This is a genomic window from Nonomuraea sp. NPDC049750 (genome assembly GCF_040659625.1).
Lineage (GTDB): Bacteria > Actinomycetota > Actinomycetes > Streptosporangiales > Streptosporangiaceae > Nonomuraea.
Window position 1 is genome coordinate 1 of sequence record NZ_JBFANB010000031.1, and the last position, 23,277, is coordinate 23,277.

The 23,277-nt window shown below is 69.0% G+C and carries 22 protein-coding genes; 7 read left to right on the forward strand and 15 right to left on the reverse strand.

Annotated elements, in window-relative coordinates; genetic code table 11:
• The coding region (locus AB0J16_RS47170) for a transposase (protein WP_358552447.1) at positions 1 to 587 on the reverse strand (587 nt) is incomplete at its 3' end.
• Between the two features lie 169 nt (positions 588 to 756).
• Here AB0J16_RS47170 and AB0J16_RS47175 point away from each other — a divergent pair.
• Positions 757 to 1,389 (forward strand): TetR family transcriptional regulator, encoded by a 633-nt coding sequence (locus AB0J16_RS47175; RefSeq protein ID WP_358552449.1) that lies wholly within the window; start codon positions 757 to 759, stop codon positions 1,387 to 1,389.
• 12 nt (positions 1,390 to 1,401) lie between these two features.
• Here the strand turns inward: AB0J16_RS47175 and AB0J16_RS47180 are convergent, their stop codons facing one another.
• Both AB0J16_RS47180 and AB0J16_RS47185 read right to left on the reverse strand, forming a co-directional pair.
• Positions 1,402 to 1,935, reverse strand: a complete 534-nt coding sequence (locus AB0J16_RS47180; RefSeq protein WP_358552451.1) for an SRPBCC family protein — start codon at positions 1,933 to 1,935, stop codon at positions 1,402 to 1,404.
• A 21-nt stretch (positions 1,936 to 1,956) separates the two neighbouring features.
• Positions 1,957 to 2,358 (reverse strand): hypothetical protein, encoded by a 402-nt coding sequence (locus AB0J16_RS47185; RefSeq protein WP_358552453.1) that lies wholly within the window; start codon positions 2,356 to 2,358, stop codon positions 1,957 to 1,959.
• A gap of 96 nt (positions 2,359 to 2,454) precedes the next feature.
• Here AB0J16_RS47185 and AB0J16_RS47190 point away from each other — a divergent pair, with 96 nt between their 5' ends.
• Positions 2,455 to 3,090, forward strand: coding sequence for a TetR/AcrR family transcriptional regulator (locus AB0J16_RS47190; RefSeq protein ID WP_358552455.1), 636 nt, complete (start codon positions 2,455 to 2,457; stop codon positions 3,088 to 3,090).
• A gap of 666 nt (positions 3,091 to 3,756) precedes the next feature.
• Here the strand turns inward: AB0J16_RS47190 and AB0J16_RS47195 are convergent.
• A complete protein-coding gene (locus AB0J16_RS47195; RefSeq protein WP_358552457.1) occupies positions 3,757 to 4,320 on the reverse strand; it encodes a TetR/AcrR family transcriptional regulator in 564 nt (187 codons plus the stop codon).
• A 98-nt stretch (positions 4,321 to 4,418) separates the two neighbouring features.
• Between AB0J16_RS47195 and AB0J16_RS47200 the strand changes: the two genes are divergently transcribed.
• On the forward strand, positions 4,419 to 5,105 hold the full coding sequence (locus AB0J16_RS47200) for an SDR family oxidoreductase (RefSeq protein WP_358552459.1): 687 nt from the start codon (positions 4,419 to 4,421) through the stop codon (positions 5,103 to 5,105).
• Position 5,106: 1 nt separating this feature from the next.
• Here AB0J16_RS47200 and AB0J16_RS47205 read toward each other — a convergent pair whose 3' ends face one another.
• Complete coding sequence (locus tag AB0J16_RS47205) at positions 5,107 to 5,604, reverse strand: hypothetical protein (protein ID WP_358552461.1); 498 nt, start codon at positions 5,602 to 5,604, stop codon at positions 5,107 to 5,109.
• A 316-nt stretch (positions 5,605 to 5,920) separates the two neighbouring features.
• On the opposite strand from AB0J16_RS47205, the gene AB0J16_RS47210 reads away from it, so the two are divergent.
• A complete protein-coding gene (locus AB0J16_RS47210) occupies positions 5,921 to 7,471 on the forward strand; it encodes a carbohydrate-binding protein (protein ID WP_358552463.1) in 1,551 nt (516 codons plus the stop codon).
• A gap of 87 nt (positions 7,472 to 7,558) precedes the next feature.
• On the opposite strand, the gene AB0J16_RS47215 is transcribed toward AB0J16_RS47210, so the two are convergent.
• The 6 genes from AB0J16_RS47215 to AB0J16_RS47240 form a co-directional block, all read right to left on the reverse strand.
• Positions 7,559 to 9,472, reverse strand: a complete 1,914-nt coding sequence (locus tag AB0J16_RS47215) for a PIG-L family deacetylase (protein ID WP_358552465.1) — start codon at positions 9,470 to 9,472, stop codon at positions 7,559 to 7,561.
• A gap of 610 nt (positions 9,473 to 10,082) precedes the next feature.
• Positions 10,083 to 11,156: a hypothetical protein gene (locus AB0J16_RS47220; RefSeq protein WP_358552467.1), complete on the reverse strand. Its 1,074-nt coding sequence runs from the start codon at positions 11,154 to 11,156 to the stop codon at positions 10,083 to 10,085.
• Complete coding sequence (locus tag AB0J16_RS47225; RefSeq protein WP_358552469.1) at positions 11,153 to 12,202, reverse strand: polyamine ABC transporter substrate-binding protein; 1,050 nt, start codon at positions 12,200 to 12,202, stop codon at positions 11,153 to 11,155. Before AB0J16_RS47225 ends, AB0J16_RS47220 begins: the two co-directional genes overlap by 4 nt.
• A gap of 13 nt (positions 12,203 to 12,215) precedes the next feature.
• Positions 12,216 to 13,193, reverse strand: a complete 978-nt coding sequence (locus AB0J16_RS47230) for an ABC transporter ATP-binding protein (RefSeq protein WP_358552471.1) — start codon at positions 13,191 to 13,193, stop codon at positions 12,216 to 12,218.
• The gene (locus AB0J16_RS47235) at positions 13,190 to 13,981 is read right to left on the reverse strand and encodes an ABC transporter permease (RefSeq protein WP_358552473.1); all 792 of its coding nucleotides are present in this window, start codon (positions 13,979 to 13,981) and stop codon (positions 13,190 to 13,192) included. Before AB0J16_RS47235 ends, AB0J16_RS47230 begins: the two co-directional genes overlap by 4 nt.
• The gene (locus AB0J16_RS47240; RefSeq protein ID WP_358552475.1) at positions 13,978 to 14,769 is read right to left on the reverse strand and encodes an ABC transporter permease; all 792 of its coding nucleotides are present in this window, start codon (positions 14,767 to 14,769) and stop codon (positions 13,978 to 13,980) included. The genes AB0J16_RS47235 and AB0J16_RS47240 overlap by 4 nt, the downstream gene beginning before the upstream one ends.
• Positions 14,770 to 14,933: 164 nt before the next feature.
• Here AB0J16_RS47240 and AB0J16_RS47245 point away from each other — a divergent pair, with 164 nt between their 5' ends.
• Both AB0J16_RS47245 and AB0J16_RS47250 read left to right on the forward strand, forming a co-directional pair.
• Positions 14,934 to 15,875, forward strand: coding sequence for a LacI family DNA-binding transcriptional regulator (locus AB0J16_RS47245; protein ID WP_358552477.1), 942 nt, complete (start codon positions 14,934 to 14,936; stop codon positions 15,873 to 15,875).
• Between the two features lie 93 nt (positions 15,876 to 15,968).
• Positions 15,969 to 16,250, forward strand: a complete 282-nt coding sequence (locus AB0J16_RS47250) for a substrate-binding domain-containing protein (RefSeq protein ID WP_358552479.1) — start codon at positions 15,969 to 15,971, stop codon at positions 16,248 to 16,250.
• Positions 16,251 to 16,286: 36 nt separating this feature from the next.
• Here AB0J16_RS47250 and AB0J16_RS47255 read toward each other — a convergent pair whose 3' ends face one another.
• The 4 genes from AB0J16_RS47255 to AB0J16_RS47270 form a co-directional block, all read right to left on the reverse strand.
• Entirely contained in the window at positions 16,287 to 16,721 is a 435-nt protein-coding gene (locus tag AB0J16_RS47255; protein ID WP_358552481.1) for a VOC family protein, read from the reverse strand.
• Between the two features lie 40 nt (positions 16,722 to 16,761).
• Positions 16,762 to 17,451 (reverse strand): type 1 glutamine amidotransferase domain-containing protein, encoded by a 690-nt coding sequence (locus AB0J16_RS47260; protein ID WP_358552483.1) that lies wholly within the window; start codon positions 17,449 to 17,451, stop codon positions 16,762 to 16,764.
• A gap of 131 nt (positions 17,452 to 17,582) precedes the next feature.
• Positions 17,583 to 20,732: a BTAD domain-containing putative transcriptional regulator gene (locus AB0J16_RS47265; RefSeq protein WP_358552485.1), complete on the reverse strand. Its 3,150-nt coding sequence runs from the start codon at positions 20,730 to 20,732 to the stop codon at positions 17,583 to 17,585.
• 243 nt (positions 20,733 to 20,975) lie between these two features.
• Positions 20,976 to 21,935 (reverse strand): AraC family transcriptional regulator, encoded by a 960-nt coding sequence (locus AB0J16_RS47270; RefSeq protein WP_358552487.1) that lies wholly within the window; start codon positions 21,933 to 21,935, stop codon positions 20,976 to 20,978.
• Between the two features lie 346 nt (positions 21,936 to 22,281).
• Here AB0J16_RS47270 and AB0J16_RS47275 point away from each other — a divergent pair, with 346 nt between their 5' ends.
• Positions 22,282 to 23,268, forward strand: coding sequence for an NAD-dependent epimerase/dehydratase family protein (locus AB0J16_RS47275; protein WP_358552668.1), 987 nt, complete (start codon positions 22,282 to 22,284; stop codon positions 23,266 to 23,268).
• The last annotated feature ends 9 nt before the right edge of the window (positions 23,269 to 23,277 follow it).

A 23,277-nucleotide genomic window follows, 5' to 3' on the forward strand; every position in this document is an offset into this window, starting at 1 on the left:
CCCTGGAGGTCTTCCAGGGCGATGCCTTGGCCGGTGCGTTCTGCCTCGGTCACGATCTGCTTGGCGATGACATGATTGGTGTCGGCGGCGAACCGCGCTTCTTTGCGGCGGCGCAGCTTGAGCAACCGCTTGGCGGACTTGGTGCCCTTGGCCTGCAACCGGCGGCGCAACTCCCGGTGGCGGTGCCTGACCGCGTTCAAGGCCTTGCCCGAGCGGCGGATGCCGTCGCTGGTGGCGGCGATGTTGACGATGCCCAGATCCACACCCACAAATCCGTCCGGGACGCGCACGGGCCGGTCGGGGAGATCGCAGGTGGCGATCAGGAACCACATGCCGTCCCGGTAGAGCAGATCGGACTCGCCCTTGCGGTGTGCCGACAGGGTCTTGAGCTGTTCGGCGGACGCGGTGAACCTCAAATTCTTCAGCCTGCCGGCCACCGACCAGATCGACACCGTCCGTGCGTCGATCTGCCAGGACAGGCAGCGGTCGTCGAACGGCTGGGCGGCATCAGCGCGGAAGGTGAGGACCACCTTGCCGCGTACGTGTCCCGACTCGACCGCCTCGCAGGCCGCCGCCGTCCGCTCCATCGGTGTCCACGAGTTCCTGGATGTCGGTGCCGCCGTAGGTGTTGAAGACGATGGCCTTGCTCATCGGGTGATCCTTTCGTTCGCGCGGGCCCGTTGTGGCATGGGACAAAGACTCACTCATTTAGATGAATTTTGTCAATTGAATGATTGAATCGCTAGGATGGCGGCCATGACAACGCGGCGACGTGCGGTGACCGAGGACGAGCGAGGGACCGCCGCGGAGCGGACCCGGGAGCGGATCCTGCGGGCGGCGCTGGAGGAGTTCGGGGCCAAGGGCTACTCGGGAGCCCGTACGGCGGCCATCGCGGCCAGGGCCGGGGTCAACCAGCAGCTCATCAGCTACCACTTCGGTGGCAAGCAGGGCCTGCTGACGGAGCTGCGCAGACGGTGGACCGAGACCGGGGCCGGGCTGCCGCCGCCGGAGTCCTCCTTCGCCGACTCCTTCGCCGCCGTCCTCGACACCACGCTCGAACGGCCCCAATGGGCGCGCATGGTGCTCTGGCAGGCACTCGGCGACGATCCCGGCGAGGGCGGCGGCATGTCCGATGCCCAGCGCGAGCAGCTGCGCGACGGCATCGAGCGACTGCGCCGGCGGCAGCGCGACGGGGAGATCAGCGACGCGCCGACACCGGAGTTCGTGATGCTGCTCGCGTACGCGCTGACCTTCGCGCCCCTCGCGCTGCCCGACCACGTCGAGGCGATCCTCGGCGTCGACCCGTTGTCGGAGGACTACCGCCGCATCGCGCACGACCAGCTCATGACCCTGCTGCGCGGCCCCGCGCCGGATGATGCCCGCCGGTAGCCGAGCTGGATTTCACTGTGGGTCGACCGGGGCGAGCCGAGGGCCGCGGCTACGCGCCTCGGCGACCCGTTTGATACCGGCGGCCCACTCGTCCAGCGCGGCCTGGAGCTTGCGGCCGTTCATGAACAGCCCCAGCAGCGGCCCGGCCATGGACTCGGCGACCATCAGTTCGGTGGAGCCGTCCTCGAGCGGGGTCAACACGTGCCGGTGCACGGCCTTGGCGCCGAAGGACAGCCCGGTCCAGGTCAGCTGCCGGCCGGGGACGGCCACGGCGAACCTGGAGGCGATCGCCGCCTTGCCGTTGCGCCAGGTGAAGGCCGCGTCCACGGCGACCCCGGCCGTCAGGCGCACGTCGCCGATGGCCGGATCGATCCGCGACCAGCCCTCCGGGTCGGCCAGCACGCTCCACACGACCTCTGGGCCCCTGTCGACGATCACCCGGGTGACCGCCCGGACAGGGGCGGTGGCATCGATGCGGTCATTCTTGGCGTACTGCTCATGCAGGACCTCCAGCGGAGGACCGGAATAGAGCAAAGATCTCAGCACGGGGACTCCCGGACGGAACGGTTATTGGGCAGGTGCTCTGTGCCGCAGGTGCGGCCGTACCTCGGCCCAGATCGCCGCAGGCTCGAAGCCGGCGGCGTTCCAGGTGGTGGACGTCAGCCGTCCCCGGCCGCGGTAGCGCCGCACGATCGCGACGTGCTCCGGCCAGCCCACGAACCGCCGCAGGGCCTGCTCGTCCTGCCAGATCGACACCGAGCCGCACCTGAGCTCCAGCGGTCGCGTCCACAGCCACATCCCGACCGCGCCCTCCAGCTGGGGCCAGGCTCGGCGCAGCGCGATCCCGGACCGGTAGATACCGGGCAGGTCGCGCGCCTTGTCGGCCTGGTACGCGGTAACCGCGACCAGCACGGGCCCGGCGATGTCCACGGCCGGCCCCGAGGTCCAACGGCTTCTCAGCATGCTCATGACACCTCCTTTTTCAGCACGAACGTTCGTGCTTGGATGGGACGGTATCACGGTGCGACATAATTGACCGAACGTTCGTGCGCGAAAGGAGCGGCAATGGCGGGCCGGCCACGAGACGAGGGGACACGGAACGCGATCCTGCGCCGAGCGGCGGACATCGCCTCCAAGGACGGGCTGGAGGGCCTGTCGATCGGGCGACTTGCCGCCGACCTCGGCGTGAGCAAGAGCGGGCTCTTCGGCTACTTCGGCTCCAAGGAAGAGCTCCAGCTCGCCACGATCCGGGCCGCGACGGGTGTCTACCTCGGCGAGGTCGTCCACCCCGCCCTGACGGTGCCGCCGGGCCTGGGGCGGTTGTGGCAGTTGTGCGAGCGCTGGCTGAGCTACTCGGAGCGGCGGGTCTTCCCCGGAGGGTGCTTCTTCTTCACGGTCACCGCCGAGTTCGACGCCCGCCCCGGCCGCGTACGGGACACCGTCGCCGCGGCGGGCCGCGAGTGGAACCTCCTGGTCGCGAGCGCCGTCGGCGACGCGCGCGGGCTCGGAGAGCTCACCGCGGACACCGAACCCGATCAGCTCGCCTTCGAACTGATCGCGTTCATGGAGACCGCCAACGCCGTCTCACTGTTGCACGACGATCCCGTCGCCTACCGGCGGGCCAGGAGCGCCATCCAGAGACGCCTGCGCGCGTCCGCCACCGATGCGGCGTCGCCGCCCTGGCTCTCAGGCCAGGGCTGAAGGCGAGCAGCGGTCAGGCGTCTTCGACCGGTATGGGGATCCGGGCCTCGACCTTGAACGACGCCCGGTCCGCGCGGTACACGTCGCGGGCGAACTCGACGCAGCGCCCATCGGCGGTGTAGGTGCGGCGGGTCAGTTGTTGGATTTCTTCGGCTCGCTCGGGTGCGACGGATGGTAATCGTGCGGTAATTTTCTGTCACAGCCAGGTGCCTGACTGGCGCTCGGTCCCCGCCCCCGTGGGTGTCCGCATCAACGGGACAGCGTCCGGCGGGGCGGTGGCCCAAGAGGCGCACTTCCTCCAGAGGTGCGCAGTCAGGCCCTGACAACGCGGTTCTCAACCACGGTCCGCCCGGCTTGCCGGACGGACGCGGCTTCGGCTTCCACCGGATCGCTTCCCGGCCCCGGTTGGGTGCGACGAGACTACGCCGATGTCCGCTTTACCTAGGTAAACACAGGGAACCGAAGACGCTCCTGCTGTGGTCCGAGGCCTTCCGGACGTTTCCCCGGATCGTCGCGACCCAGGACGGGCACCTCCTCGGCTGTACCCGCCTGCCATGGCCCGCCGCCCCGGGCCGGGTCTTCCGCGCACCCTTCACCCTCGCGGCGCACGCCGATCCGGCAGGCGGCTCCGTACGACTCGCACTGGAATGACTGCCCAGCGCCTGATCACGGTGTGGCTGTCAGGGCGGTGCGCGCGGCGGCGAGGATCTCCTCGGACAGGGGGGAGTCCTTGGTGGCGCGGGCCAGGACGAGTGCGCCGAGCATGGTGCACAGCCGGATGATGCCGTCCTGGTCGGGGGTCGCGAGCGCGTCGGCGAAGTCGCTGACTCCCTGGGTGTAGACGCGGTGGGCCTCGTGGTTGCCGGGTTCGCGCGCCATGTCGCCGGCCAGCGCGGCGACGGGGCAACCGTCCGAGGGATTGTCACGGTGCTCGACGGAGAGATAGGCGTCGATCAGCGCCTGCTGGGCGGCGGTGTCGGATTGTCCGGTGCGCTGTTCGAGCGCGGTGGTGTGGTGTTGGGCGAGTTCGGCGAAAGCATGCCTGGTGGCCTCGTCGATGAGCGCCTCCTTGGAGGCGAACTGCTTGTAGAAGCCGCCATGAGTCAGGCCGGCCGCCTTCATGAGGTCGGCGACGCTGACGTGTGTGCCCTGCTCGCGGAACAGCCGAGAGGCGGTTTCCACGATCCGCCTGCGGTTCTCCTGCGCCTGCGCCTGTGACACGCGGCCCATCGGCCACCTCCTCATTTGGATGTCGGCTGTCATCTATCCTATGCTCCAGCTTAGATTACAAACGTAATCTAAATGGACTCGCAACGCTGGGAGCGGACATGGAACTGAAGAACGCGGTCGCCGTGGTCACGGGCGCCAACCGAGGACTGGGCCGCCATCTGGCCGTCCAGCTTCTGGAGCGCGGCGCGAAGGTGTACGCGGCGGCGCGCCGCCCGGAGAGCGTGGACGTGGCCGGCGCCATCCCGCTGCGCCTGGACGTGACCGACGAGGAGTCCATCCGGGCCGCGGCCCGCCTCGCCTCGGACGCGACCCTGCTGGTGAACAACGCCGGGATCTCCACCGGCACCCCGCTGATCGCCAGCGACCTCGAAGCGGTGCGGCTGGAGATGGAGACGAACTACTTCGGTCCGCTCGCCGTGACGCGGACCTTCGCCCCGGTCATCGAGGGCAACGGCGGCGGCGCCGTGGTCAACGTCCTGTCCGTGCTGTCCTGGTGGCACCCGGCCGGCACCGGTGCCTACGCGGCGGCCAAGGCCGCCGCGTGGGCGCAGACCAACGCGGTCCGCGAGGAACTGGCGCCGCGCGGCATCACCGTCTCGGCGCTGCACGTCGGGTACATGGACACCGACATGGCCGCCGGCGTTCCCGCCGACCAGAAGGCCGACCCCGCCGACGTCGCGGCCCAGGTCCTGTACGGCATCGAGAACGGCCTGCCCGAAATCCTCGCCGACGACGTCACCCGGAACATCAAGCAGAGCCTGTCCACCACGCTGAACCCAGCCTGACTTACGGGATGACGTCCGCCACGATCCTGGCGGCGGCCTTCTGGCACGAGGAGAGCCGCCCGCTCATGTTCGCCTGAGCGGCCGAGTTGCTGGCGCACCGCCACCCACCGACGGTCGCCACCCCGGCGCTGCCCTGCTTGGGGGTGTCCGGCTGGTAGTAGGTCCGGAAGACCTTCAGTGCCGTACGGCAATCGGCCCGCCCCGCGGACACGGCGACCGCGGCCATGGGCCCGCCGCCGGGCGGCTGAAGCTCACCGCACACGGTCCCGGGCCCGGCGAGCTTCCGCGAGGGCGAGGGTGAGGGCGAGGGCGAGGGCGAGGGCCGAGCCGTCGGCGGCGCCGTCTCCGGTGCTTTCGTCTTGGGGGATTCCGGTGCCGGTGTGGTGGGCGTCGCCAGGGCGGAGGACGGTGCCGGGGCAGAGGACGGTGCCAGGGTGGCGGACGGTGCCGTCTCCGGCTCGGCTTTCTCCCCGCAGGCGCTCAGGAAGAGCAACAGCACCGGAACACAGGCAATGACTCGTGACCGCACGAAACAGAACTCCACAACTCGACGTCAAGGTCGGCGTAGTCTCTCACGCCCAGCGCGTCGCTCCGCCGTGCCGACGATCTGTCGTCGTCGCTGAAACTTTCACCGCCGCGCGGTATGAGGATGAGGCTCTCCCCATGCTTTCCACCGCCCGTGACCTCGGTTGACGTGCCGTCTCCGGGTTGAGGCCGCCGGGGCGTCCGCGTACGTGAGACCTTTCCAGGCTCAGCGGTGCGTGCTTTGCTTCGCTCATTCACCGGAAAGCGCTTACCAAGCTTGGAGACGAAGGATGCGCCTAAAAGCCGTCATGGCGTGCGCCGGCCTGCTGGCCGGCGTGCTCGTCGCACTGTCACCAGCCATCGCGAATGCCGCGACCACCCGGTACGAGGCCGAGACCTCGCCGGCGGTCTGCACCGGGACGATCGACTCCAACTGGGCGGGCTACTCCGGCAGCGGCTTCTGCAACGGCACCAACGCCGCGAACGCCTACGCCCAGTTCACGGTGAACGCCTCGGCGGCGGGTACGGCGACGCTCGGGGTGCGGTTCGCCAACGGCACCACCACCAGCCGCCCCACCAGCCTGATCATCAACGGTACGACCGTGCAGTCGGTGTCGTTCGAGGGCACGGGTACATGGGACGCCTGGACCACCAAGACGCTGACCGTCAACCTGGCCTCGGGCAGCAACACCATCCGGCTCAACCCCACGGGCAGCACCGGCCTGGCGAACATCGACTACCTCGAGGTCACGACGGGAAGCACGCCGCCACCCACCGGCACGCTGTACGCCTCGCCGAACGGCAGCGCGAGCGCGCCCGGAACGGAGTCGGCCCCGACGACGCTCGCCTCGGCGATCACCCGCGTCACGGCGGGCGGGGTGATCTACGCGCGCGGCGGGACGTACAGCCTCTCGCAGACGCTGACCATCGCGGCGGGTAACAACGGCACCTCGAGCGCCCGCAAGAAACTGTCCGCCTATCCGGGGGAGACCCCGGTGCTGAACTTCTCGGCCATGAGCGAGGACTCGGCCAACCGCGGGCTTGCCCTGAACGGGTCGTACTGGCACCTCTACGGCCTCGTCGTCGAGCGGGCCGGTGACAACGGGATCTTCGTCGGCGGCAGCGACAACATCATCGAGCGTACGGTGACGCGCTTCAACCGTGACTCGGGGCTGCAGATCTCACGGATCGCCTCTGACACCCCCCAGAGTCAGTGGCCGGCCAACAACCTCGTCCTGAGCTCGGAGTCGCACGACAACGCCGACTCCGACGGCGAGGACGCCGACGGCTTCGCCGCGAAGCTCACCTCCGGCCCCGGCAACGTCTTCCGCTACGCGGTGTCTCACAACAACATCGACGACGGCTGGGACCTCTACACCAAGACGGACACCGGAGCCATCGGCCCGGTCACCATCGAGGACTCCCTCTCCTACAACAACGGCACTCTCAGCGACGGCAGCCAGGCCGGCAACGGTGACCGCAACGGCTACAAGCTCGGTGGCGAGGACATCGCGGTCAATCACGTGATCCGGCGCAGCATCGCCTACCGCAACGGCAAGCACGGGTTCACCTACAACCGCAACCCCGGCACGATGTCGATCTCGGACAACGTCAGCATCGACAACACCGAGCGCAACTACTCCTTCGACGCCGGCACCTCGGTGTTCCGCAACAACGTCTCGTGCCGCAGCGGCAGCGGGACCAACGACAGGATCGTGGGTAACGCCGACAGCTCCAACCAGTTCTGGTCCGGTTCGAACGGGTCCCGATGCTCCTCCTACTCGGGTGCCCTGCACTGGTCCTTCGCCGCGGATGGCCGTCTCGTGGTCACCTTCGGCTAGCCGGCGACGCCATGACCCATCCGGTCGCAGCCCATGATCCATGGGCTGCGACCCCACGCGACGTCAGCAGATCTGCGGTGGGCCCGCTCAGGGCAGAGCTTCCCAGTCCCCGAACGGACTGTCGGCTCCCGGAGCCGATTGCCTGCGGGCATGGACGACGCCGTCGGTCCCCACGGCGAACATCACGGCGGCCCCGTTCGCGTCAAGGGTGGCCGCCGGGTAATCGACGATGGTCCCGCTGAGGTCGGCCCACGTGCCGTAACCGCTGCCGTTCGCGATCAACTGCTTGGTCATGCTGACCCCGGTCGTGGCGTTGCGCTCGAACATCAGGATCCGCGAGTCCAGGCCGGCCGGCGTGGTGACGAGTGCGGGCTCACCGACCCCCGCGTGTCCCCCGATCACGGCAGGCGTGGTGCTCCAGGCGAGGCCGGCCACGAGCTGGTAGCTGACGACCATCGCGGCGGTGCCGGCGCGGCGGTAGGCCACGTGGAGGCGCCCGTCCTGGGACAGAGCGAGCGAGGGTGGGCTGGCCGGGGTCATCGACGGGACGGTGGTGTCGCGGGTGAAAGTGCCGTTGGGGGTGGACTGATACCAGCGCAGCAGCCGGGTCCTGGAACTGGCGAACAGTTCGATGCGGCCCAGTGGCGTGGTGATGGCGCTGAGGCCGTCCTGCACGTCGGTGCCGCCCTGGTTCTGCCACGTGCCCCAGCCGCCGTTGGCCGCGGTCTGGACGCGGCTGCTGACCCCGCCATTGCCGTTCTTGACGAACATCTGCATGCGGCCGTTGGCGTTGGAGGCGACAACGGGCAGGCCGATCTGTTCCTGGACTTCCCAGTTCGTGTGGGGATTGCCAAGGTCGGTCCAGCTCCCTGTCCAGGCGCCATTGGCCGCGGTCTGGGACATGGTGACGATGTGGTGGTCGGTCATGCGCCTGGCGAAAATCGCCAAGCGGCCGTCGGCCTGCTTGCCCACGCTGATCGCGGGCGCCAAAGCGCCGCCCGCGCCGGCCAGCGTGTGCGGGCCTTCCCACGCTCCGGCCGGGGTCTGCCCGTAGGTGGTGACCACACCGTTTCGGACCACGAAGATCTGGGGTCTGCCGTCAGCGTTCCGGCCCGCCCAATGGGTTCCCCTGGCCCAGCGGTAGTACATCCGCGTCGGCCACACGTTCGGGTCGAACGCGTGGTCGTACTGGATGTAGTGATCGATGATCGAGCTCTTGCGGGCGCTGATCGCGGTCGTCAGGTTCATGGGGGCGTCGGCGATGTTGTAGTCGCGGTAGTTCACCAGCAGAATCGGTAAGCCCGACGCCTCGGCGGCGTCCCCGGCCAGCCGTCCCGCGGCCACGTGGTCGCCGTGGCCCGGGTCGTAGCGGCTGTCGACGATGGGGTCCTGGGCGCGGAGCACGTTGGGCTGGTAGTGGTTCATCAACCCCGCGAGTACGGCGATCACGTCAGCGCGCTCGTACGTGTACGACTCGCTCACCAGGCCGTTCTCAGGGATGATCGTGTGATCGACGAAGTCGTCCACGACGTTGAACCAGCCGATCTCGTTGTCCCGCATGTTCATGAACACCAGCTGGATCTGCGGATGGCTCGTGAGCGTGTATCGCTCGACCTGCCGATCCGCGATCGTCCAGGCCACCCCGGTCCACTCCTCCTGGGCGGCCGGATCCACATCCGGCGCTTCCGCCATCCGGGCGTAGGCGTCCAGCATGCCGCGCTGCCGATTGCGGGCCCGCTGCTCGTCGGTATCACCGTCTCCGGTGACCTGCCCCGCGGTGATGAAGACCGTCACGTTCGCCGCCCCCGACTGGATCGAGTCGTCGATGTCGGGGTTCATGAACAGGATGTCGTCGTCCTCATGCGCCACGATCTGCATGAACGCGCCGGGTGCGATGGTGGGCGTGGCGACGGCCACCCCGCCCATCGGCACCAACACGACGAGCGTCGCGAGCACGGCTAACAGCCGCACCCAGAACGAGGTGGTTCTGCCTCCGCGCATGTTGTTCCCCCCACGCAGGCCGTACCGAACAAAAGGTTCTAGGGTCCAGGGTCGAATAGTGAATAGTTATCGAGCCGAGGGCAAGGGGAAGCTTGATAACAACTGCGTAACGCGCTGCGAATTTCTCGGGAAAGTGGCTCTGGCCTGGAAGGACGCGCTGGGGTGGTTGCGGACCTGGCGCTCCGACCGCCTTCGATGTGAACGAATGGGCGCGCCTGGCGCTCACTTTTGCGATCGACCGAGCCGCCGATATAAATTCATTATAAAATCCATGAGGAAAGGAATTTGGCGAAGGATTTCAAGCCTTGTCGCTGTTCATTTAAATTTGACGGCCGGTCAGAATTCGACGAAATGCCCTGCCGGGCTCAATGGAGGAGTCGGATCGGTGCCGCGGTGTCGTGCGAGGTCGTGCCGGTTCTCAGGCCGAGTTCCCGGATTCCGCCTTCGGCGCTGATCTCGGTCAGCTTGGAGTATTACCCGGTGCCGCTACGGTCCGCAGGCAGAGATCATCACGAATGCGGACAAGGGCGACTGCCGACGCCGCCAGAGTGGAGATCGCTCCCACGACCTCCACCAAAGGAAAGGCGTATGTCGCCAATGAACGGTCCGATCACTCCAGGTTCGCGAGCTCGCTCTCGAAGCGCCTGCGCAGCGCGTCCTTCTCCGGCTCCGGCAGCCAGCACGCCTCCACCCCGGCCAGCGCCATCGCCCGCAACCGCTCATCCGGTACGCCAAGCTGATCGGACAGGATCCGATACTCCTGAGCCAGCGACGTCGGGAACATCCCCGGGTCGTCGGAAGCCGGAATGACGTTGAGCCCGGCCTCCAGCATCGCCGCGATCGACGCCCGCCGCCACGGCCGCCACGAGCGCCGCGAGGTGGTCGAGATGACCGTGAACGGGACCTGCTCGTCCCTGACCCTGGCGACGACCTCGTCGTCCTCGAGGACGAAATAGCCGTGGTCGATCCGGTCGCACCCGAGCAGGTCGAGGCAGGTGACCGTGTTGACGGCGACGGGCGCGTGCTCGGAGGAGTGAGCGGTACGGCGGAGCCCGGCCGCACCGGCGAGCCGGAAGGCGGCCTCGAACCGCTCGGGCGGGCCGACGGTCTCCAGGTTGTCCAGCCCGATCCCGGCCACGTAGTCGTGGGGGTTGTCCACCACCGTACGGATCCAGGAGAGCGCCTCCTCGCCCGACGTGCTCCGGTCTACGGCCGCGATGAGCCGGCCCGACATGCCGAAGTCGCGTTCGGCCATCCTGATGCCCTCGGCGTACGCCTCGACGACCGTGGCGTAGCCGAGCTTCTCCTGGTGTTCGGTCAGGGCGTCGAAGGAGACTTCGAGATGCCTGGTCGCGCTGGTCCGGTGGGCGTCCTCGAACGCCTCATAGGTGATCCTGGTGAGATCGTCGGGGTCGCGCAGGAGCTGGAGAACCCACGAGGAGACCTGGAACAGCGAGTAGGAGACCGCGGGCTCGTCCGCGCTCCTGTCCTGCGGAACCGGGATCCGGGTGTTCAGGTAGAGCGCCGGGTCCGGCGGGAGCGAGTTCACGTCCGCGTAGATTCGCTCGGGCGTGTCGGGCAGGTCGAGCCCCTCGCGCCTGGCCAGTTCGGCGAAGGTCGAGGCGCGCACGGTGCCGATGAGGTGGCAGTGCAGATCGACCTTGGGCATCAGGTCGAGGTTCACTTGCCGGCCACCTCGCGGGTGAAGCGGTCGACCCAGGTGGTGCGGGTGTCGACGAGCTGGGCGGGGTCGAGGGTCTTGAACCCGGCGGCCACGGGGTCCTTCGCCGCCTCGCCCGTCACCTTGGCGACGTCGGCCGGGATCTCGGCCTTCGGGTTCGTGGGCAGGTCACCGGCGGCCTTCGCCATGGCGCTCTGCGCCTCGGCCGACAGCATGTAGTCGATGAACTTCGCCGCGCCCTGCTGGTTCTGCGCGCCCTTGGGGATCATCGCCCGGTTGGTGGCCATGTAGCGGCCCTTGGCGGGAGCGGTCCAGGCGATCGGCTCGCCCGAGGTGACCAGCTTGGTGGCGAAGCCGCTCAGCGCGTCGGCGGCGACGATCTCGCCTTGGGTCAGCAGGTTCGTGACCTCGGTCGAGGAGGTGTAGAACTGCAGGACGTTCGGCGCCCAGCCGGCCAGGGTCTTCAACGAGGTGTCGATGTCGTAGGGGCCCTTGCCGTACGACTCACCCACCCCCGAAATCATGAGTTGTCCGGCGGTCACCGAAATATCGGGTAGAGCGACCTTGCCCTTGTTGGCCGCGTCCGCGAACAGCGCCCAGTCGGCGGCCTGCTTCTGGCTCAGCTTTCCGGTGTTGTAGATGATCCCGTTGAGCTGGTGGGTGTAGGCCGGTCCCTCGAAGGTGCCCTCGGTCGCGAACGGCGCGAGCTCCTTGATGTTGGGCACGTCCACCTTCTGGAAGAGGCCGTCCTTCTGCCCGAGCGCGGCGAAGTAGTCGGAGATCAGCACCACGTCCGCCTCCGGCTTGCCCTTGGCCAGCCGCAGCTTCGACAGCCGGTCGGAGTTGGACCCGGTGTCCAGCTCGACCTTGATCCCCGTCTGCTTGGTGAATGGGGCGACGACCGCCTGCTCGAACTCCTTCACCCCGAAGGGGAAGGTGCTGACGACGATGGTGTTCTGCTTTTCGGCGGAGCCGGCGCCGGAGCCGGAGCATCCGGCCGCGGCGAGCAGCGTCAGGGCAGCGGCCAGTACGGCACGGCGCGTTGGCATGGAGTTCCTTCTTTCAGCGGGGGAGGGAGACCAGATGGTCGTCCGGCGCGATGACCGAGACGCTCGATCCGGGAGTCAGGGGCGTGCCGCTGCGTACGTCGGCGAGCAACCTGACGCTCGCGCCCGACGGGTCGACCACGTCGAGCGAGACCAGCAGGTCGACGCCGCGGAAGGCCACGTCGACCACCTTGGCGTCAAGGCCCTGACCTTGCTCGGCGAGGCGCAGATGCTCGGGCCGGATGGTCAGCGGGGTGCCGTCGGCCGAGGTGAGGAAGTTCTCGTAGCCGAGGAACTCGGCGACGAAGCGGTCGGCCGGACGGGGGAAGATCTGTTGCGGAGAGCCCTGCTGCACGATCCGGCCCTCGTTCATGATGACCATCTCGTCGGACATCTCCAGCGCCTCGTCCTGGTCATGGGTGACGAGGATGACGGTCAGCTTGGTCTCCGCCTGGATGCGCCGGATCTCGGCCCGCATCTGGACGCGCAGGCGGGCGTCGAGGTTGGACAGCGGCTCGTCGAGCAGCAGGAGCTTGGGCCTGATCGCGATCGCTCTGGCCAGTGCCACGCGCTGCTGCTGACCGCCGGAGAGCTTCTTCGGCTTGCGGTCGGCCAGGTGCGCGAGCCCGACGAGCTCGAGCGTCTCCATGACCCGTGACCGCCTTTCGGTGGCGGGCACCTTGCGCAGCTTGAGCCCGTAGCCGACGTTGTCGGCCACCGTCATGTGCGGGAACAGCGCGTACGACTGGAAGACCATCCCCAGATTCCGCTTCTCCGGCGGCGTCCGCGTGCTGTCGACCCCGTCGATGCGGATCGTCCCCGACGTCGGCGCCGAGTAGCCCGCGATCATCCTCAGCGTGGTGGTCTTGCCGCAGCCGCTCGGGCCCAGCAGCGTCGTCAGCTGCCCTGACGGCACGGTGAGGTCGATGGCATCGACGGCGGTGAAGGAGCCGAACCTCTGGGTGACTGCGATCAACTCGGCGGCGGCGGTCATTGGTTGATCCCTCCGAAGATCTTGGCGAATCCGACCGTGCGCTCGGCGATCACCGCGATGACGACGGTGGCGGCCAGGACGAGGGTGGAAGCGGCGGCGACCATCGGGTCGTAGGACTGCTGGACGTAGTCGAGCATCGTCACCGGCAACGTACGGAAGTCGCGTCCCTGCAGCAGGAGCGACAGCGGCACGTTGTTGAAGGAGGTGACCACGCTGAGCAACCCGGCGGAGAAGATTCCCGGCCGCAGGATGGGCAGCGTCACGTTGAAGAACGCGCGCAGCGGCGAGGCGCCGAGCCCGCGGGCGGCCTCCTCCAGCCCCGGGTCGGCCAGCGCGAGGGAGGCGCCGGTCACGCGTACGGCATAAGGCAGCATCAGCGCCGTGTGCCCGACCAGCAGGGTGCTGAAGTTGTCCAGGTCCAGGCCGACCATCAGCTGCTGGAACAGCGCGAGCCCGACGACCAGCTCGGGGACGATGAGCGGCGACAGGAACAACCCCTCGACCAGCCCCTTGCCAGGAAGCTTCCCCCGGTGGACGGCGAGCGTGACAGGCACGCCGACCAGCAGCGCGAGCGCGGTGGCGAGTACGGCGAGCTCCAGGCTGGAGATCGCGGCCCCGATGAACGGCTCGTAGCCGAGTGCCTCGTCGAACCAGCGCAGCGAGATCCCGTCGGGCGGGAACCTCAGGGTGCTGCCCGCCGTGAAGGCGGTGGCGACCACGAAGATGATCGGCACGATCATGATGACGTAGCCGATGACCGCGAGCGCCGCGGTGATGGGCCGCTTCATGAGGTGGCCCCCTTCCGCCCGATCAGCGAGGACAGCCCGGAGACCAGGAAGACCAGCACCGTCATGATGAGCGCCGTCGCCGAGGCGGAGGCCCAGTCGACCGTGGTGCTCGCGTAGTTGAACAGCTGCGTCGAGAGCATCCGCTGGCTGGACCCGCCGAGCAGATAGGGCGTGGTGTAGGCCGTGACGGACCCCGCGAACACCAGGGTGGCGGCCACCACGATGCCCGGCATGGTCAGCGGGATGACGACGCTCCACATCGTACGGATCCTGCTCCCGCCGAGCCCGCGCGAGGCGTCGTCCAGGCCGGGATCGACCTGGACGACGGCCGAGTAGCAGGAGATGATCGCCAGCGGCAGGAACAGCTGCGTGAGGCCGAGGATGATCGCCAGCTTGGTGTAGAGCAGCTGCGGCGCCACCTCGACGATGCCGAGCTGGACGAGCAGCTGGCCGAGTGCCCCCTTGGAGCCGAGGATCACCAGCCAGCCGAAGGTCCGCACCACATTGCTCAGCATCAATGGGAAGATCGCCACAGCCAGGAAGACTCCGCTCCAGCGTGACGGCGAGCGGGCGAGCCAGTAAGCGATGGGGAAGCCGAGGACGACGCAGATGATCGTGACAGCCAGCGCCAACCCGACCGTGCGCCCGATCACCTCAAGGTCGTAGGGATCCGTGAGCATCTCGCCCAGGCGCGCGAAGATCTCGCTGGTCGCCACGTCCGGCGGCGCGAAGAGCATCGCGGCGGAGGGGATGAGGAAGCCTGCGACGAGAAGGACGAGACCAGGCACCAGTAGAAAGGCCGATGTGCGGGAGATGTCGGCGTCCTTTCTCAGTGGCGTACGCTTGCTTGGAACCGGTTGCGGAACCGGTTCCAGGAGCCTGACCATAAGTTATGAGCGGCCTCGCGCACAAACCCCTGTGTGAAATTCAGGTAACGAATCTAGGAGGATGAGTGCCGACACTCGCGGACGTCGCCGCGCTGGCCGGGGTTTCGAAGGCGACGGCCTCCCGCGCGCTGGGCCGGCCGGACCAGGCCGCCCCGGAGACGGTGGCCCGCGTCCGCGCGGCCGCCGAGCAGCTCGGCTTCGTCCCCAACCGGGCGGCCACCCAGCTGGCCCGCGGGCGGACCGGGGTGGTCGCCGTAGTGGTGCCCACGCTCGACAATACCTTCTTCACCCCGATCATCGGCGGGGCCCAGGCGCGCGCGGCCGACTCGGGGATGCAGCTGACCATCTCGGTGCACTCTCTGGAGCACAAGGCCCAGATCGCCGCGATCGAGCAGCTCGCGCACCAGGTCGACGGCTTCCTGCTCACCGCGCCCCGAGGTTCGGACGAGATCGTCCGCGCCGCCGCGTCGTTCAAGCCGACCGTGCTCATCGACCGCGAGATCGAGGGCATGACCTCGGCGGTCGCCGACACGGCCAGCGCCTTTGGCGCGCTCGTCTCCTGGTTCGTCGAGAAGGGTCACGAGCGCATCGTCTACATCGGCGGCCCGTCGGGCTCCTGGCAGGATCGCCAGCGCCAGGCCGCCGTCCGCGCCGCGACCGAGTCGAGCGGCGCGACGCTGACCATGCTCGGCCCGTACCCCTCGACGTTCGCCGCCGGAGTGGGGACGGCGGAGGCCGTGGTGGCCGCCCGCGCCACCGCCGTGGTCCCCTACGCCACCTCGATCGGCCTCGGTCTCATGTTCGCCCTGATCAGCCGGGGAATCCGTGATGTCGTGGTCAGCTCGGAGCGCATGATCGTCGAGAGCCTCGGCCTGGACGACGTCCCCGCGATCGACGTGGACGGCGAGAAACTCGGCGAGGTGGCCATGGACCAGCTCATGACCCTTCTCGGCGAGCGCAAGGAGCCACCGCCCACCAGACGCCGCCTCACGGTCCCGATCAGCTAGGGCGTTGCCCGATATCCAGTCCGCTGCAATCCAATTGCATCGCCGGTCCAAAATACTCCCGAACGTCAGCGGCGACAGAGGGGGATACGGCGGATGCGGTTCGCGGTGCTGGCGCTCGGCGTCTACCAGGCCGTGCGGGCGCTGGGGCTGCGGATCCCGGCGGACCTGAGCGTGGTGGGCTTCGATGACCTGCCCGTCGCCGCCCTGGTCGATCCTCCGCTGACCACCGTTCACCAGCCACTGACCGAGATGGCCGCGGCCGCCACCGAACTCGCCCTCGCCTTGGGCCGCGGAGAGGAGACACCGCGGGTCGGCCTCGAACTGGCCACCACCCTCACGATCCGGCAGAGCACCGCTCCACCGGCAGGCGGCTGACCGGGTCTCAGCCGAGCCGCCTGGGGGAGGACCGCGTCAGACGTCGACGGCCATGACCTCGAGCTGAATGTTGTCGATGTCCCGGAAGATGACTACCGAGTAGACGAAGGGCTCCTTCACGCTCTGGATGCCGGAGTGCGCGACGCCGAGCCTGTCGAGCCAGTCCGACCAGGCGAGCAGTCCTTCGCGGCCGTCCACTTTCAGGGAGATGTGGTCGAGGCCGGTGCGGACCTCGTCGAACTCCTCGCCCTGGTTGGCCACGTTGTGGTGCAGGCCGATGGCCAGACCGGTGCGGGGCTCGATGACGAGCTCCGCGTATCCGGTCCACTCGCGGCCGTAGTGGGGAAGCTTGCCGTTCACGAGTTCGGCCTGGAAGACCTTCTGGTACCACGCCACGCTGGCCTCGAGATCCCTGACGGTGAAGGCGAAATGGGCCAGGCCGGCGAAGGGGGGTGCGGTGGCATCGCTCATCTGTGGTTCCTCATCCGTGAGTCATGAGTTGAAAGGAGGGCTAGGCCGCGCTCTTGCCGACCAGTGCGATCAGCTCGAGTGCGGCGGGTCCGGAGGAGGCGGGGTTCTGTCCGGTGATGAGCAGTCCGTCGGTCACCACGTACGACTCGAAGTCGCCGGCCTTGGAGAAGTCGGCGCCCTTGGCGATGAGCTCGTCCTCCACCAGGAAGGGCACGACCTTGGTCAGGCCCATGGCTTCTTCCTCGCTGTCGGTGAAGCCGGTCAGCCTGCGGCCGGCCACCAGCGGGGTGCCGTCCGGCTTCTTGGCGTGACGCAGCGCGCCCGGCGCGTGGCACACCATCGACAGAGGCTTGCCGGTGTCGACGATCCGTTCGATCAGCCTGATCGACGCCTCGTCCTCGGCCAGGTCCCATAGCGGGCCATGCCCGCCCGGGTAGAAGACCGTGTCGAAGTCGTCGGCTGACACCGACTCCAGCCGCACCGTCTGGTCCAGCTGGGCCTCGGCGTCGGCGTCGGCCTCGAACCGGCGGGTCTGGTCGGTCTTGAACTGTTCCTCGTTGCTCTTCGGGTCCAAAGGCGCTCGCCCGCCCTTCGGTGAGGCCAGCGTGATCTCCCATCCGGCGTCCTTGAAGTGGTAGTACGGCGCGGCAAGCTCCTCCAGCCAGAACCCGGTCTTGCGCCCGGTGTCACCCAGCTGGTCATGCGAGGTCAGCACGATCAAAACCTTCACGGTTCCCGCTCCTCGTGTTGTTCGTCGGCTACGCCCGAAACATACGAGGTACGTGCTTGACAGCTACTGGACGGCAAGTGGAACCCGCGCGCGCACCCTTGTTGATGACAAGTGAAGACGCACTGGACTCATCACTGGGCGCGATCAGCGCCGAGGTCCGCCAGGAACTTCTCGGCGCGGCGGGCGAACAGGTGGGCCCCACGTTCGGCGGACAACGCCCGGGCCTTCTCGGCGGCGGCCCGGACGACCGCGACGGGCTCGCCGAGTGCCCGCAGCAGCCGCGCTCGCAGCAGCAGGATCAGCCCTTCCGAGTAGCGCTGGCCGTAGGCGTCGAGGTAGTAGTCGGCCCGGTCCAGCGCCGCGGCGGCCTCGGCCGGCATCCCGGCGGCGAGCCGCATCTCGCCGAGCAGCCCGTACCACGTGGCGACGCACGAGAGCGGCGGGTCGACGAGGTGCGCGTCGATGATCCGCTCGGCCGCCGCCGCGGCGCCGGCCGGGTCCTCGCCGGTCATGGCCTGCGCCCAGCACCGGGCCAGCCGCTGGTAGGTGCCGAGGAAGACGAAGGAGAACTCGGGGTCCACGGCGATCCCCCGCTCCGCCGCGCGCGACGCCTCGGCCGGGTCGCCGATGATCGCGGCCATCCGCACGGCGATGGCGGACCAGATCGTGACCGCGTAAGTGGCCTCGCCCGTCTCGGTCTCCAGCGTGTCGAGCAGCGCCCGCCCTGTTTCGACGTCACCGTGGAGCGCGGTAATCTCCGCGAGCATTCCGGCCATCAACAGCTGCAGGTCGTGCCGGACCGGGTTCTCCTCGCGCCTGGCGAGGCCGTTCAGCATGATCTGGTGGGATTTGTTGAGGAAGTGGAAAGCCTCCCCGATGTTGCCCACGTCCCACTGGTGAAGGCCCCAGGCTTCCAGGCCGTACGCGTACACGATCGGGTCGCTGGACGCCTGGCCGTGATCGAGCAACTGGCGCGCCAGCGTGCCGCTGCGGTCGAGCTGGATGCCCTGAGCGTGCACGACCCAGCGGGAGAAGAGGAAGTCGGTGGCCTCCAGTTCCCGGCCGAGGTCACGGGCCAGGTGCTCGGCGCGTTCCAGCAGTTCGAGTGCCGCGGCTCCGTACATCGAACGCATCCCGACGACCGCGGTGAGCTGCGACAGCGCGGACAACTCCAGTTCGGCCAGGCCCGCCGTCCGCGCGACCTGCGCGGCCATCCGCAGCTGCCGCTCGGCGGCCTCGAACGCGGACTTGGCCGCCGCGCGGCGGCCCGCGCGCACCAGGGCCCCCGCGGTCCGGGCCGGGTCCGCCAGCGGGCCGGCCGCCCACAGGTGGTAGGCCAGGCGCTCGGCGACGGCCTCGCCCTCGGAGCCGATGCCCTCCAGCGCGTCCGCGACGCTCAGGTGCAGCCGGGGCGTGCGCCGCCGCGGCGTGGTCCCGGCGACCGACTCGCGGACCAGGTCGTGCGCGAAACGCAACGAGTACGGGTCATCGAGGGCCGGCCCGAGCAGGCCGAGCGCCTCCAGCGGTTCGAGGCGGTCCAGGCAGGTCGGGATGTCGAGGCCGGCGGTGCGGGTGAGCAGGCGGAGGTCGACGTCCCGGCCGATGAGCGCGGCGACCTGGAGCAGGCCCCGGGCATCGTCGTCGAGATCGGCCATCCGGTCGCGTACGACGTCACGCACGGTGGACGGCACTCCTGCCCGGGCCACAGCGTCCGCGGTCAGCACGCCGCCGTCGGCGAGCAGCCGGGACAGTTCCCGGACGAAGAACGGGTTGCCGGCGGTACGGGCGTGGATGCCGCTGGCGGCGTCCGGGCCGGGAAGGTGGCCGATCTCGCCACGGACGATCTCGGTCACCTCGGCCAGGTTGAGCGGGCCGAGGTGGACGCGGCGCTGGCCGGACACCCGGCTCGCCGCGGCGAGCATCCGCGACAGCTCCGTGCCGGGCACGGGCGCGCGGTCGCGGAGCGCCCCGATGATCACGGCGCCACCCGGCAGCCGGGCCGCCAGATGGCTGAACAGATGCAGCGAGGCGACGTCGGCCCACTGCAGGTCGTCGATGACGAGCAGCACCGGCCGCCGCGCCGAGAGCTCGCCGATGGCGGCCACGACCCGTTCGAACAGGCGGAACTGGGCGCCGCCTTCCGACAACGTCGGCGCGTCGATGCCGTGCTCGCGCGGGTCGACGAGCCGGCCGAGCGCGCCGGAGAGCCACTTCGCCCGCGCCGCCGTGGGCAGCGCCTCCAGGACCGTACCGACCACCTGCACCCACGGCCACATCGACGGCGTTCCCTCGCCCTCCAGGCACCGGCCCCAGACGACGAGCGCGCCACGCCGATCCGCCTCGGCGGCGATCTCCTCCAGCAGGCGGGTCTTGCCCACCCCCGGCTCGCCATCGACGACGACGAGCCCCCTGCCTCCGGCCATCGCCGACTCCGCCGCCTGCCGGAGCACCGCGAGTTCCTCGGCCCGGCCGACCAGGCCACCAGCGGGCTGTGTCTCGGCTGCCGCGGCCGTGTGCCCCGTTGTCAACGGCAGCTGCCCATCGGCCATCGTCGAAGTCTCGCTCAGCACCCGCCGGTGCGCGGCCCGCAACGCCGGGCCGGGATCGATGCCGAGCTCCTCGACCAGACGCGTACGGACCGTCCGGTATACCGCCAGCGCCTGAGCCTGTTGTCCGGCGGCGCCCAGGGTGGAGATGAGGCTCGCCTGCACGGGCTCGTGCAGCGGCGCCATCGAGGCGGCCAGTTGCACGTGGGGCAGCACGCGCTCCGGGCGGCCCAGCGACATCGCGAGCTCGGCGGCCGCCCAGCACGCGGCGAAGAACTCGTCATCCAGCCCCGCGAAGATCGACATGGCGGCCGGTCCGTAGGCCAGCCCCTCGCCCGCGGAGCCCTGCCAGAGCTCCAACGCCGCCACGTATGAGTCCAGCGCCGCCTCGTGCCGCTGCTCCGCGAGTGCCGCGCCGGCGGCCTGGACGCGCTGCCGGAAGACGACCAGGTCCAGCATGCCGGTCCCGGCGACGAACAGATACCCGTTACCCTTCCGCCGCAGGTACGAGCCGGTCCCGCGGATCGGGAGCGCGGGCTCGAGTAATCGCCGCAGCGCGCCGACATACTTGTGGATGACGTTGACGGCACTGGCGGGATCGCCGCCGTCCCAGATCAGCTCGACCAGCTCGCTCGTGCTGATCAGCCGGCCCTCACGGGCCAGGAGCAGCGCGAGCAGGTAGGCCTGCTGCCGGGGGCCGGAATCCAGCTCGACACCATCACGCCAAAGTCGCAACGGACCGAGAATCTGCAGACGCACCCCGGAGGCCGGCCCGGCCTCGCCGCCCCCCGGACGAACTGGCACAGCCACGCCTGCCAACCCCCTGGATTGATATGACGGATCGCCGACTGTGCGGGCCACGGTCGCACGTACCCACCCTGCGCGGGATGAGTTTATGACGCTGAACCCGTATAGGAAATCCGTGACTCTAGGCAGTCAGTGCGGCCGGTCCGCGCCGCCGCGGGCGGGGATCCGGCGCTACTCAACGTCTGAGCGCATCCTGCGCAGCTCTGCCTCCAGGTTGTGCGCGTCGACGTAGGCCGCCGGTGTATCGCCGAAGCGGTTGCGGAATTCCTTGATGAAGTGCGAAACGCTCGCGTAGCCCACGTGGCGGGACACTTCGGAGACCGTCATCCGGCGGTCGACAAGCAGCTCGCGCGCCCGGTCGAGCCGATAGTCCTTGAGAAACCGATACGGCGTGCGGCCGGTGGCCTCGCGGAACAAGGCCGAGAACGCGGACGGGCTCAAGGCCACCTGCTTGGCCAGGTCATTGACCGTCAACGGCTCCGCGTAGTGCGCTCGGGCGAACGTGAGCGCGGCGGAGATCGGGGTGCGCGAGGCTTGCCTGGCCGCGAGGTGCAGCATCCGGGAGAACTGCTCGCGGCGTAACACGCGATAGACCATCTCCTCCACGCACATCGGCGCCAGCACCCGTCGATCGGCGCCGCTGTCGAGCGAGCGCAGAAACCGCAGGACCGCCGCCATGAGCTCCGGATCGAGGGGGGAGACGACGCACCGGTCGGCCTCGCCCTGTTCCGAAGCCGCGCCGAACGCGCTGGAACGTCGGCCGAGCATGCCGGTGGAGACCTTTCGCACCAGCGCCGGGTCGATCTCCAGCACGAAGGACAGGAACGGCTCGCGGGGGCTGGCCTGCAGGATCTCGGCCTGGAAGTGCAGGTTGCCGCCGAGCACAAGGTAATGGAGCGGGTCATAGACGTAGCGACTGCCATCCACGATCACCGCCTTGCTGCCCTGCGAAACGATCCCGAGCGACAGTGACTGGATCTCCTCCCAGGCGGGAGCCACCGGCTCGGTGAAGCGGTAAAGAGTCAGACCGGGCCAGCCGCCGTCGTTGCCGCCGGTCTTGGGCGTGCGCGCGTCCAGCACCGAGATGAGGTCCGCCGAACTCTCGCGGTGCTCGATCTCCGAGGTCGTCATGGTGAACCTTCCTGCGGCACGAATGTGGAAAGCACATCTTGCGTCCCGATCCCGACTCCAGCACGTGTTGTCAGGTCAGCGCAACGCATGGCGAAAGCGGGAGACGCGGATGGCGGTGCCCGCGTGGAGCCCGCGTGGAGCTTGCCGGAGTCCCGGTGGGGATGACCAGGTAATTTTCCACATCCCAAGGAACCTGGGTTTCATCGCCGACGCCCGTCCGTGCGCTCCTTCTCCTCGGTAACGCCACGATCGGCTTTCTCCTCAAGGTTCTTACAGGTTGCGAACGTCAGCCCTCGCCTCCTTCGGCCGGCCGGGTCCGATCATTACTGTCGGTGAGGTGAAGGTGATGGTCACCGGTTCGGCCGGTTTCATTGGAAGTCATGTCGTCGAGTCGTTCGAGGCCGCGGGGCATGAGGTGTCGGGACTCGATCTGCGCGACGGGGCCGATCTTCGCGACCGGGACACCCTGGACCGACTGCTGCCCGAGGTGGATCTGGTGGTGCATCAGGCGGCGAAGGTCGGGCTCGGCGTGAACGTGGCCGACCTGCCGGACTACGCCTCGGTCAACGTGTACGGCACCGCCGTGCTGCTGGCCGCGATGGCCACACATCACGTCGGGCGGCTGGTGATGGCCTCCTCGATGGTGGTCTACGGCGAAGGCGCCTACGACTGCGCCGAACACGGCCGGGTCAGGCCTGGCCCGCGCTCGGCGGCCGACCTGGAGCGGGGGCGGTTCGACCCGTCCTGCCCTGTCTGCGGCGAGGCGGTGCGCTCGGCCGTGATCGGGGAGGACGCGCCGATGGACCCGCGCAACGCCTACGCCACGACCAAGCTGGCCCAGGAACACCTGGCCGCGAACTGGGCGAGGGAGACCGGCGGGAGCGCGGTGGCGCTGAGATACCACAACGTGTACGGGCCGCGGATGCCGCGCGACACGCCCTACGCGGGTGTCGCCGCCATCTTCAGGTCGGCGCTGGAAGCCGGACGGGCGCCCCGGGTGTTCGAGGACGGCTGTCAGATGCGCGACTTCGTGCACGTGCGCGACGTGGCGCGGGCGAACCTGGCGGCCGCCGAGGCCGAGCCGGTCGCGGGTGGCCTGGTCGCGTACAACATCGCCAGCGGCGTCCCGCACTCCGTCGGGCAGATGGCCGCCGCCCTGGCGGCGGAGCGCGGTGGGCCCGAGCCCGTCGTCACCGGCGAGTACCGGCTGGGCGACGTACGGCACATCGTCGCCGCGCCCGGCCGGGCCCGCGCCGAGCTCGGGTTCGAGGCCGAGATCGGCTTCGAGACCGGCATGAAGGAGTTCGCCACCGCCGCTCTGGGGACGCCATGACCCGCTCTG

Coding starts and splice junctions, on each gene's coding strand:
- AB0J16_RS47235 (WP_358552473.1), bottom strand. CDS start 13,981: ATGAAGCGGCCCATCACCGCGGCGCTCGCGGTCATCGGCTACGTCATC.
- AB0J16_RS47225 (WP_358552469.1), bottom strand. CDS start 12,202: ATGCCAACGCGCCGTGCCGTACTGGCCGCTGCCCTGACGCTGCTCGCC.
- AB0J16_RS47185 (WP_358552453.1), bottom strand. CDS start 2,358: ATGAGCATGCTGAGAAGCCGTTGGACCTCGGGGCCGGCCGTGGACATC.
- AB0J16_RS47275 (WP_358552668.1), top strand. CDS start 22,282: ATGGTCACCGGTTCGGCCGGTTTCATTGGAAGTCATGTCGTCGAGTCG.
- AB0J16_RS47200 (WP_358552459.1), top strand. CDS start 4,419: ATGGAACTGAAGAACGCGGTCGCCGTGGTCACGGGCGCCAACCGAGGA.
- AB0J16_RS47250 (WP_358552479.1), top strand. CDS start 15,969: ATGCGGTTCGCGGTGCTGGCGCTCGGCGTCTACCAGGCCGTGCGGGCG.
- AB0J16_RS47230 (WP_358552471.1), bottom strand. CDS start 13,193: ATGACCGCCGCCGCCGAGTTGATCGCAGTCACCCAGAGGTTCGGCTCC.
- AB0J16_RS47255 (WP_358552481.1), bottom strand. CDS start 16,721: ATGAGCGATGCCACCGCACCCCCCTTCGCCGGCCTGGCCCATTTCGCC.
- AB0J16_RS47175 (WP_358552449.1), top strand. CDS start 757: ATGACAACGCGGCGACGTGCGGTGACCGAGGACGAGCGAGGGACCGCC.
- AB0J16_RS47210 (WP_358552463.1), top strand. CDS start 5,921: ATGCGCCTAAAAGCCGTCATGGCGTGCGCCGGCCTGCTGGCCGGCGTG.
- AB0J16_RS47195 (WP_358552457.1), bottom strand. CDS start 4,320: ATGGGCCGCGTGTCACAGGCGCAGGCGCAGGAGAACCGCAGGCGGATC.
- AB0J16_RS47215 (WP_358552465.1), bottom strand. CDS start 9,472: ATGCGCGGAGGCAGAACCACCTCGTTCTGGGTGCGGCTGTTAGCCGTG.
- AB0J16_RS47190 (WP_358552455.1), top strand. CDS start 2,455: ATGGCGGGCCGGCCACGAGACGAGGGGACACGGAACGCGATCCTGCGC.
- AB0J16_RS47270 (WP_358552487.1), bottom strand. CDS start 21,935: ATGACGACCTCGGAGATCGAGCACCGCGAGAGTTCGGCGGACCTCATC.